The sequence below is a fragment of the Alicyclobacillus suci genome, from assembly GCF_017329615.1.
In the GTDB taxonomy this organism is placed as follows: Bacteria; Bacillota; Bacilli; order Alicyclobacillales; family Alicyclobacillaceae; genus Alicyclobacillus; species Alicyclobacillus suci.
The window spans coordinates 1-8,126 of the sequence record NZ_JAFMTW010000072.1; the positions used below are offsets into that span (position 1 = coordinate 1).

5 protein-coding genes and 1 pseudogene are annotated in these 8,126 nt (G+C 47.4%); 4 read left to right on the forward strand and 2 right to left on the reverse strand.

Annotation, left to right across the window (positions count from 1 at the left end; all coding sequences use genetic code 11):
- The first annotated feature begins 276 nt into the window (after positions 1 to 276).
- Positions 277 to 1,311 (forward strand): restriction endonuclease, encoded by a 1,035-nt coding sequence (locus J3482_RS18835; RefSeq protein ID WP_206922931.1) that lies wholly within the window; start codon positions 277 to 279, stop codon positions 1,309 to 1,311.
- 268 nt (positions 1,312 to 1,579) lie between these two features.
- Here J3482_RS18835 and J3482_RS18840 read toward each other — a convergent pair whose 3' ends face one another.
- Both J3482_RS18840 and J3482_RS18845 read right to left on the reverse strand, forming a co-directional pair.
- Positions 1,580 to 2,896 carry a hypothetical protein gene (locus J3482_RS18840; RefSeq protein WP_206922932.1) on the reverse strand — a complete coding sequence of 439 codons (1,317 nt, stop codon included), beginning with the start codon at positions 2,894 to 2,896 and terminating at the stop codon, positions 1,580 to 1,582.
- Positions 2,897 to 3,234: 338 nt separating this feature from the next.
- A complete protein-coding gene (locus tag J3482_RS18845) occupies positions 3,235 to 3,780 on the reverse strand; it encodes a hypothetical protein (protein ID WP_206922933.1) in 546 nt (181 codons plus the stop codon).
- A gap of 308 nt (positions 3,781 to 4,088) precedes the next feature.
- Between J3482_RS18845 and J3482_RS18850 the strand changes: the two genes are divergently transcribed.
- From J3482_RS18850 to J3482_RS18860, 3 genes and pseudogenes are all read left to right on the forward strand, one after another.
- A complete protein-coding gene (locus tag J3482_RS18850; protein WP_206922934.1) occupies positions 4,089 to 5,258 on the forward strand; it encodes a DUF262 domain-containing protein in 1,170 nt (389 codons plus the stop codon).
- Entirely contained in the window at positions 5,255 to 6,706 is a 1,452-nt protein-coding gene (locus tag J3482_RS18855) for an ATP-dependent nuclease (protein WP_206922935.1), read from the forward strand. The genes J3482_RS18850 and J3482_RS18855 overlap by 4 nt, the downstream gene beginning before the upstream one ends.
- 498 nt (positions 6,707 to 7,204) lie before the next feature.
- Positions 7,205 to 8,126: pseudogene (locus J3482_RS18860) on the forward strand (IS256 family transposase); the annotation flags it as partial.

Consider the following 8,126-nt stretch of genomic DNA (forward strand, 5'->3'; position numbering starts at 1 on the left):
CGAAGGAGTGGCTTGAAAAGCAAAACCTTGCATGATGCCCAGTTTTAGGTGGGGGATTTTTCGGTGAACATGTGGGGGATTTTTCGCTTGACAAATACATCTTTGATTGGCAGGAACATCGGACGGAGCGTCCGTAGCTCCACAAATACATATAGAAAGCGGCGAACCCTGTTCAAAAGTGAGCAGGGTATTTTTGCATATGTGTGGAAATTAAGAAGGGTCTATGAGGGCGCATTGATGAGAAGTAGTACAAAGATACAGAGAGGGTGTATGACAGTGGCCTTGTGGTTATTTCGTGCTGGGCGTACGGGGGAATATGAACGTAAGTTTCTAATAGACCGACGGATCTACTTGACGTGGGACGGGTTGAAAGTGGACCTAACCAGTTTTGATGATAAACAAATTCTATGTGATTACCTGCTCAATGACTATGGTGCTGAAAAGCTTGCAAGGGCCAGAAATTGGGCAAGCCAGACTTGGCCAATTGCTCACGATATGAAGGTTGGGGACTGGGTAGTACTCCCAAGCAAACTGAAGTCTGCTATTCACATTGGTGAAGTGACGGGGGAATACACCTATGACCCAAATCAGGACGACCCTTTTTTCCACTACCGCGAAGTAAGGTGGTTCGCAACCGACATACCGAGGACGAATTTCGACCAGGACATCCTATATTCGCTCGGGGCCTTTATGACCGTTTGCCGCATTCAAAGGAACGATGCTGAAGACAGAATCAAAGCCATGCAAGCGAACAACTGGGAAAAGTCATCGGTGTCAGTACCGGGCCGCGCTCTAGCCCTACAAGCGGATGGAAACGAAGAGAGCATTGACCTAGAGCAATTCGCAATAGACGAAATCGCAAAACACATCATCCGCAAGTTTAAAGGCCACGGCATGGCGTACATTGTTGAAGCCATTTTAAAGGCCAAAGGCTACACAACCTACCGGAGTCCAGAAGGGGCGGACAAAGGCGTTGATATTTTGGCCTCACCAGGTACCCTTGGCTTTGGAAGCCCAAGAATATGCGTGCAAGTCAAAACCACGGACGCGACAATTGACCGACCAACTCTGGACCAGCTAATTGGCACGATGCACAACTTCAAGGCAGATTTCGGGTTGCTGGTGTCTTGGAGCGGGTTTAAGAGCACAGTTGATAGGGAGATACCAAACCAGTTCTTTAATGTGAGACTTTGGGATCAAAAGTCCATCATTACGGAACTTCTGAATGAGTACGAAAACCTAGAAGATGATATAAAAACAGAGATACCGTTAAAGAAAATATGGGTGATGGCCTTGCCCGAAGAAGAATAACGTCTTGCTTCGTAAGATACCGAATGGTTCGTGTTTTGGAGTGACACGCCCCACCATGCAAAACCACGACCAAAACAGTGGTTTGGAACCCAGTCCCCTTGCAGGGTCTGGGTTTTTTGACGTCGTGAGGGAGTTCGGGAAAGGCGGGGAAGAGCTTTTGCTGAGGTCCTTTGTAATTGAACAAAAGCTCCCTTATGCACGACAAATCTAATGGCGTCAATTGGGTCTAGCTTGATGCTTACGTTCTACTGTTCACAAAAGCTTGCGTTCATAATACCTCGGCCCCATTCAATATCGTTGCCAGACTATAGCGATACGCTGTCTGATTCGCCACCTTGGGACGAGGATGATGAGGCAATCGAATCATCTCGGACTCCGATAAGACGTAGAAGCGGTAGGCCTCGCCGTGTTCGAATCCGTACCCTTTGATTCTCTCTTCAACAAATTCGAGAACCCGTTTACGCTGTTCTTCGGGTAGAAAGCCAACCTCTTCTTCGAAGGATGGGTGTTTCGGGTCCGCCACAAATACCCGGTCAACCTTGTACAACGTGTCCATCACGCCGCCCTCACCACGGAAAGCCATGAACAAGGCAGTGGGATGCTTCTTGTGATTGGCGCATGCGTAAATGTGGTACTGTTTTAATTCTCGTTCTGTCTTCTTAGCTGCAAGGGATAAAACTTCCGTTTCGTAAAAGTGCATACCGTGATCCACCTTAGTTAGAAAATTGAGATACTCCTTGGCCATTGCAGACTCTTCGTGGGAGGTGAAGTCCCATAGCCACTCAATTAGCTCTATCCACGTGACACTGACCAATGAAGACCACGGTGCAAAAGCGTGTCTGTCCTTGGTGAGAGAGATTCCCAGTATCGGAACACCAGCATCCTGCGGAAAATGCCCTTCGTCCATGTAGTTACGGAGTTGTGTCTCCACCGTACTTCCTCCGGGACCCTTGATGCTCTTTGCCTCGATGACCACGACACACTTTTTGATATTTTGCGAGAAACACGAGAGCGTAATGTCTCGCCGGATCGGAGGCGTATCAGCGGACATCATTTCTGCGTCAACAGCGATATAGTCGAAGTCTCTTGCAGAAACACCATGTCCGGACAAGGTGTTATCAAGGAAGAGTTCCAAGAAACGTTGACATGAATGAAACACGTAGGCGAGACCTTTGGTCTGCTTCGACTCCCATTCTCCGTCTATGAGGTCAAAGAACGTCGCACGTTTGTTGTAGAGGCTGTATGAGACATATTGGTTTTGGGGGAGTGCTGAGGGTTTTGTTCGAACCCTCTCCCTCATCGCATTATAAAGACTCTCTATGTATTCCGCTTCCGGTAAGTACCCATTGTGACGGAATCGCCGCTGAACGAAGAACAGGCACATTCGGATTTCGCTGAGGGTTAAATGACCTGGCAATTTCGTATGCTCTTCAAAATGGGACTCCACCTGATTTGGATAACTCAGACTGACATCTCCACCATACTTGTAGCCGTTGAAGGACAGAGCAAAGTTTTCCCACTTGTCCCATTCAAATTTCGTTGGGATGTCCTTAAGTTTCAGTTTTGAGTTCGGTATTTCCATCATCTCGTATGTACCCTCACTTCTTGCAGCCGTAACATACTCTGAAAAGTGCTCATTCCTATCGGATTATTCTGCCCGCAAGAACGTGCCAAATATTTCACTTGTGATTGTACATCATGTCATGAAACTAAAGAACCCAACCTCCTCTAAAGAGCGTTGGGTTCTCGCAATTTGGCTACCAGTAAACCCTGATCCCTTTGTGCTCGCCGTGGCACTCCGTGCAGAGCACGACGCCGATCTTTGAAAGCCATATGTCCTCGTTCATGCACCGATCCAGCCGTTTCCCGCACCTGTCGCAAACCTCGGTATCCGCGTCGTTCGGGCGCGGCGAACACTGCGGCTCAGTAAGGCAGGCCATCGTCTTTGATCTCCATGTGAGGTACGCCTTCGCCCGATCCGGCATCGCTACGGTAGAACCGGAACGTGTACGATCCGGTGTGCGTTTCAGTCGGGTCAGTCCAGTCCGCCAACTCAACACGGTCGAAGTAGTGCCCCATCTTCATTCCCAACTTCGCCTCTTCGAGCCAAGGGTAGGGCGGATAGTTTAGGTGTGCTTCGACTGACTGGATCGCTTCGCTGCCGCCTTCGTTGGTTTCGAACGTAGTGGGGAATGGCATTGCAGGGCCGCACGGGCCGTCCAAACCGCCCCTTTTGAGCCAGGCCAGGGCATCCTCCACCTCAGTGTCACCTCCACGAAAGAACAGCAGCAGCGGCCTCGCAGGTTGGCCCAACGCTTCGGTCAGCAGCCATCCATCGTCGTCCGGCCACAGGACCAGCGTCACGCCGTCGAAGTCGCGGTGGCGCATCCCCGTGTACGCCGCGTCGCCGGGTTCGTCGGCGTCGGAGATGGCACAGACTGTCCATTTCACATCGTCTTCGTTGTTCACAAGAAAGCCTCCTTTTAGGGCAAAACTAAAGGCCCAAGCGATGTCGCTTGAGCCTGTGGTACTCTGAATGAAGTTTAATGGTCTTCGTTCGATGCGTTTTGGCTTGTAAGGCATTAACTCGTACACAAACTTGCCGTTTGAGATGTTACGGTGAACCGTATCATAAGTAACGGCAACAGTCGAAGTAGTAACCTTTTTACGACGGTAAGTTCTCGTATATATTTAGTATATAATTTGTCTACATTGCTTTATGAAATTATTGGATTGTTCTTTTAGATTTGTGCTAGTTATGGAGGAGAGGCTTACAGATGAAAATGTCAGGGTCTGATCCGGACATGCAGACTATTATTGCACGGATAGTTTCGGGTGATCTTAACCTACAACCTGACTTTCAGCGTGGAGAGGTATGGGGGGATGGCAAGAAGAGACGGCTAATTGATAGCATTTTACGGGAGTGGCATGTACCGCCCATACATGTGGTCCAAGTTAAGGAAACTGCCGAGTTAGAAGTATTGGATGGACAGCAACGCTTGGCAGCAATCAGGGATTTTTACATGGGGAGAATATCAGTTGACGGATTTATAGGACCGGATGACTCGGAAATCCGTCAATTGCATGGTTGTACCTATCACACCTTGCCCCAAAAATGGCAACGGAAGTTTAATCAATTTACTATTCGAATGTTTCAAATTACAAATTATGAGCCGGATGAACCGGGAGAATTGTTCTATAGGTTAAATCAGCCTACGAATTTAACTTCCGCGGAACAAAGAAATGCGTTTTTTGGGCCCGCACGAGAGCAAGTTAAAGAACTGGCTAAAAGATTTGAGGGAAATGGTCTAGGTCGAAATATCATAGGGTTTTCGAACTCAAGGATGGCGTATGACGATGTAATAGCCAAGCTGTGTTTAACACTTGATATGGGTACACTATACGAAAAAATTACCTCAGCAATGATAACAAATAAGTTTAGATCGAAAGAAATGTTTTCGGACGAAACAATCAGTCGTGTTGAACGAACAATTGATTTATTCGCGGCAGAACTAATCTCGGGTAGTCCGCTAAAGTTTAATAAGGCCACCATGTATTCATGGCTGTTATTTGTAGCACGTTTTCAGCCTGGTCAGGACCCAAATATCGGGAAGTTTATAAGGGAATTTGAACGGTTGAGAGTTCAGTATAAAACATCTCCACTTGACTATATTCCTATCGGCAGCTCTACCGCTGAGGCACTGATTTCTGTATTTAATGATCGTGCGAGTTCAAGGGTTAATGATGTGACTTCGGTGGTGGCCCGAGACTTAGTTTTGTGGGTGTTCTATGGAAACTTTAGCGACACCCTATACCATCTGAGTTCTGAACTCCAATCAAATATTACCGAGATTACACATGGCCTTATGGCTCTACCCATTCATGTTGACATTGATCGTGCCATGTATGAAATAGCACTTCAATACGGGTGGGGTTCAACATTATGAGAATGGCTCGTGCTAAAGATCACTGGCGACACGTATACGAAAATTCCTATAGATACAAAGTAACTAGTATTGAGCTCAATGAGCTCCGGGGAATAGGAAAAGGGACCATTAGTTTTTCTGGTGGAATTACAGCCTTATGTGGTTTGAATGGAGCTGGAAAAACAACAATACTTCGAGCGATTTTAGGAGTGTTATCCAAAGACCCTGATGAACTAGGACTCGACGATGAGATTGTTAACCGGCTCAGAGGTTCTAATATTTCTGCTAGTTTGTTTATTGATGGGAAAGAGTCGGGTAGAACAATAGCAGTGTCGGAAGAAAACGTTTCAATGGAACCTCAAAATTCGCCTATCGAAACAGTGTGGATAGAGTTATTTCATCAAATTTCCCAGATATTGGATTTCTACAAGCAGGCAAACTTCGCTGACCTTCTGGAGGCGTCTGGATATCGCGAAGCAGACAACGAGGAGTTGGAGGACTTATCCTATATCGTTGGGCGACACTATGAGTCTGGTGAAATATATGAGATTGAACACCCGCAGCTCGATTATGTCCCATACTTTACCGTGTCAACAGGATCAGCAGATTATGGTGCGGAAGATATGGGGATGGGCGAATTTGCGGCTTTCTATATCATGTGGCATCTTCGCCGTATTCTAAAGGACTCTATCCTGTTAATCGAAGAACCAGAGACCTTTCTAGCACCCAAATCACAGTCGGCACTGTTGGATATAGTTGCAAAATTTAGTGCTAAAAAAAGAATATGGGTTATATTTACCACCCATTCGCCTGCTATACTCAACCGAATACCCCCAGAGCACATTAGGTTTGTCGCCAGAGCTGCAGGAGATGTGCGTATAAGCACACCTAGTAAACAAACTGATTTTCTGCTTCCGCTCGGAGTTCCAGTTAGCAAGAAGGGCGTAATACTGGTCGAAGACAAAGCTGCCGAACAGTTAACTCGTTGCTGGTTAGGGTTGTTTAGACCATCCCTTATACAGGACTACGATATCGTGTGGGCTGGGTCAACCACTAGTATCCAACGTCTTCTCAAGGACATCCCGTTTATCAAGCTCTCTAATTGGCTTGAAATTATTGGCCTATTTGATGGTGACCAGCGTGGTAAGATTCAAGACGACTATAAATGGCCGTTTAGCTTTTTACCTACGTCTGAGGCGCCAGAACACTTCCTAATGAAAGCGGCCTATTCTTCGCAAGAAAGATTGGCCGATCTCCTTGGCCGGGATGTAGACTCTATCAGCCGAGCTCTTTCGTTACTCGACGGCGTAAATCACCACGATTGGTTGACAATACTGCCTGATTATGTGGCTGTCTCATTTGAACAGTGTGTTTCGGCGTTGTTTACTATTTGGGCTTCAGAGCCAACCAGTCTCACGATGGCTGAAGAAGCGTTTGAACAATTTGTTCAAGCGATTGGTGCCCCCTAAACCTGCTTTCTTACATGCGCAGTTGCTTTGGGTTTGAGCAGATATTACGGAGGAATATGGATAAAGTTTGGTTTTAATTCAATTACCACAACTGTGATTTAGACCCCTGTGGAGTATCCACAGGGTATTTTTGAATTCACTAGGAACTTTGTTTTGGTTTTCATGTTTATCATGCAATTTATATTCCTATTCTGAATTCAATTTTGTCAATCTTCCTATCCGATGTAACTGTGACTTTATGAATAAGTGCGTGAATTATTTGCTTTTTTCGATCGAAACTCTGCTTCGCGAACAACATGCGGAATTCGAGCAGCACTCGTTCTACAGCCTCCGAGTTTACTTTATGAGAAGTAATATTACGGAGATGCTGTTCTACTTCCCTCTTACGCTGTTAGAGTCTCAGGTAGTGGTGTAAATTCCACGGCTAGATCTTGACGAAAAAGCCATCGAGTGCAATCTACTAAAAGTGTCCAGCAAATAGTAGAGGTAGGCACATCGATGGCTTCTACAGACAAGATCGCACTTTTGGAGCTCATTCGCAAGATCGGATTAGAAGATGGTGATGTGGATTTCTTGAAGGAGGGGCTAAGAGTCCTCACCCAGGCTGTGATGGAAGCGGAGGTGAGTTCCCTCATTGGCGCTGAACGGTATGAGCGTAGTGAGAAGCGCAGCAATAGCCGCAATGGACACAGAGACCGGGAATGGGATACCCGTGTTGGAACGATTGACCTGCAAATCCCAAAGCTTCGTAAGGGGAGCTACTTTCCGAGTATGCTAGAGCCTCGGCGCAAGGCTGAGAAGGCACTGCTTTCCGTTGTCCAAGAGGCATACGTACATGGCGTGAGCACCCGTAAGGTGGATGAATTAGTTGAATCCATGGGCATTCAGGGGCTCAGCAAGAGCGAAGTCTCTCGAATCTGCAAAGAGCTCGACGACGTAGTCCAGGACTTCAAGAACCGCCCATTGGAGGGATGTATCCGTATCTGTGGCTAGATGCAACCTTCCCGAAAGTACGAGAAGGCGGACGGGTACAGAGTATGGCGTTTGTCATTGCCATTGGCGTGAGAGACACCGGTGAGCGTGAAGTGCTGGGATTTGACATTGGCACAAGCGAAGACGGCTCATTTTGGCTCACGTTCATCCGCAACCTGGTCGCACGTGGACTGCGAGGCGTGCAGTTGGCGATTAGCGATGCACATGAGGGACTTCGCAGTGCGATTGGATCTGCGTTGACCGGAGCCTCGTGGCAGCGCTGCCGCGTTCACACAATGCGCAATATTCTTAGCCAGGTGCCCAGAGCGTCACAGGCGATGGTTTCATCCATTGTCCGAACGATCTTTGCTCAACCGACGCAGGAAGCTGCCAAGCAGCAACTGTCTGTCGTTGTGGAGCAACTCCAAGAGAAGTTCCCGAAGGCGAT

Excerpts from the sequence above, each read along its gene's own strand:
- J3482_RS18840 (WP_206922932.1), bottom strand. The coding sequence starts at position 2,896 with ATGATGGAAATACCGAACTCAAAACTGAAACTTAAGGACATCCCAACG.
- J3482_RS18850 (WP_206922934.1), top strand. The coding sequence starts at position 4,089 with ATGAAAATGTCAGGGTCTGATCCGGACATGCAGACTATTATTGCACGG.
- J3482_RS18855 (WP_206922935.1), top strand. The coding sequence starts at position 5,255 with ATGAGAATGGCTCGTGCTAAAGATCACTGGCGACACGTATACGAAAAT.